The organism is Flavobacterium sp. 270 (assembly GCF_004368785.1).
Lineage (GTDB): Bacteria > Bacteroidota > Bacteroidia > Flavobacteriales > Flavobacteriaceae > Flavobacterium.
In genome coordinates, this window is record NZ_SODM01000016.1 from 1 (window position 1) to 2,903 (window position 2,903).

The 2,903-nt window shown below is 42.9% G+C and carries 1 protein-coding gene; it reads right to left on the bottom strand.

The window, feature by feature from the left end; genetic code table 11:
* Positions 1-2,903 (bottom strand): beta strand repeat-containing protein (locus tag EV144_RS24265; protein ID WP_410501181.1); only part of this gene is annotated, 2,903 nt, incomplete at both ends.

The following is a 2,903-nucleotide window of genomic DNA, read 5'->3' on the forward strand; positions in this document are numbered from 1 at the left end:
GGAAGACCTGATCCGGCAATACTAACATTTCCTGGAAGCGTGCCGATAACGGCCTGAACTCCATTCAATGTATCATCGTTGATTAATGATAATGTCGTGTTTCCTCCTGTAAGTCCGTTTACTGACGGGGTAAGCGCATCGGCAACTGCATCAATTGAAGGTGCTGTAACCACTATTGTAGATACTGCGCTGTCGCAGTTCAAAGTATTGTTTATCTCACAGATGCTGTACTGGATGTTATAAGTGCCTGCCGCTGTATTGGGTGCCACTTTAACCGTTCCGTCTGTATTGATCGTAATGCCTGTCGGAAGACCTGATCCGGCAATACTAACATTTCCTGGAAGCGTGCCGATAACGGCCTGAACTCCATTCAATGTATCATCGTTGATTAATGATAATGTCGTGTTTCCTCCTGTAAGTCCGTTTACTGACGGGGTAAGCGCATCGGCAACTGCATCAATTGAAGGTGCTGTAACCACTATTGTAGATACTGCGCTGTCGCAGTTCAAAGTATTGTTTACCTCACAGATGCTGTACTGGATGTTATAAGTGCCTGCCGCTGTATTGGGTGCCACTTTAACTGTTCCGTCTGCATTGATCGTAATGCCTGTAGGAAGACCTGATCCGGCAATACTAACATTTCCTGGAAGGTTTCCGATAACAGCCTGAACTCCATTCAATGTATCATCGTTGATTAATGATAATGTCGTGTTTCCGCCTGTAAGTCCGTTTACTGACGGGGTAAGCGCCTCGGCAACTGCATCGATTGAAGGTGCTGTAACCACTATTGTAGATACTGCGCTGTCGCAGTTCAAAGTATTGTTTATCTCACAGATGCTGTACTGGATGTTATAAGTGCCTGCCGCTGTATTCGGCGCTACTTTAACTGTTCCGTCTGCATTGATCGTAATGCCTGTCGGAAGACCTGATCCGGCAATACTAACATTTCCTGGAAGCGTGCCGATAACGGCCTGAACTCCATTCAATGTATCATCGTTGATTAATGATAATGTCGTGTTTCCTCCTGTAAGTCCGTTTACTGACGGGGTAAGCGCATCGGCAACTGCATCGATTGAAGGGGCTGTAATTACAACTTCTACTGTTGCAGAATCACAAATACTAAGATTTGTTGATTTACAAATTGTATAAGTAATTGTATGTGTTCCCGCTGCTGTATTAGGAGCTATTGTTATAGTACCATCTGAATTAAATGTTACACCAGTTGGAAGTGCTGACGTTGTTAAACTAACGTCTGCTGGAAGGAATGATGATCCATTTACTTTATCATTTACAAAAACAGTTGAAATTGTTCCTCCTGTTAATCCATTTATAGATGATGCTGTGTCATTTACAGCACATATATAGTCTGAGATTGTTACATCTGAAGAAGGTAAAGATTCACAGCCTAAAGAATTTGTAACTGTATAATTATATGTATTTCCTGGAAGTAATCCAGAAATTGTTGTTGTAGTTGTATTACCTGTAATATTTCCTGGGTTTATTGTCCAGTTTCCTACCGGAAGACCACTTAATTCAACACTAGCCGTTGTTCCAGAGCATGTTGCTTGATTAACTGTATTTACAACAGGTTTTGATGGTTTAAGATTTACGGTAACTGGAGTATTATCTGAAACAGGACTAGAACAACCTAAAGTTGTTACTGTTACATTATAATTTCCTGAAGATGTTACAGTAATAGACTGTGTAGTTTCTCCTGTTGACCAAAGATTTCCTGTAGTCGAACTTGATGTCAAAATAACACTTTCACCAGAACATAACGTTGTTGCTCCGTTCGCTGTAATTGTCGGTTTAACTGGAGTAGTATTCACCGTTACACCAACTGAAGTTCTTGTGCTCTCGCATCCGTTTGTGGTCTGGCTTACAAAATAAGTACCTGTAGCCAATACCTCTGTACCTGCATATAAAGTACCGCCTGTTGAAGCGCTGTACCATTTGATTCCTGTTCCTGATGGAAGAAGATCACTTACCTTTTTAGCATCAGCCGAGCAGAATGTCTGCGCCGAAGACGCTGGTGCTGACGGCGTAGTATTCACCGTTACACTTACCGAAGTTCTTGTGCTTTCGCATCCGCTTGTAGTCTGGCTTACAAAATAAGTACCTGTAGCCAATACTTCTGTACCTGCATATAAAGTACCGCCTGTTGAGGCATTGTACCATTTAATTCCTGTTCCTGATGGAAGAAGATCACTTACCTTTTTAGCATCAGCCGAGCAGAAAGTCTGTGCCGAAGCCGTTGGTGCTGACGGCGTAGTATTCACCGTTACACTAACTGAAGTTCTTGTGCTCTCACATCCGCTTGTAGTCTGGCTTACAAAATAAGTGCCTGTAGCCAATACGTCTGTACCTGCATATAAAGTACCGCCTGTTGAAGCACTGTACCATTTAATTCCTGTTCCTGATGGAAGAAGATCACTTACCTTTTTAGCATCAGCCGAGCAGAATGTCTGCGCCGAAGACGCTGGTGCTGACGGCGTAGTATTCACCGTTACACTTACCGAAGTTCTTGTGCTTTCGCATCCGCTTGTAGTCTGGCTTACAAAATAAGTACCTGTAGCCAATACTTCTGTACCTGCATATAAAGTACCGCCTGTTGAGGCATTGTACCATTTAATTCCTGTTCCTGATGGAAGAAGATCACTTACTTTTTTAGCGTCAGCCGAGCAGAATGTCTGCGCTGAAGCTGTCGGTGCTGACGGAGTAGTATTCACCGTTACACTAATTGAAGTTCTTGTGCTCTCACATCCGTTTGTAGTCTGGCTTACAAAATAAGTGCCTGTAGCCAATACGTCTGTACCTGCATATAAAGTACCGCCTGTTGAAGCGCTGTACCATTTGATTCCTGTTCCTGATGGAAGAAGATCACTTACCTTTTTAGCATCAGC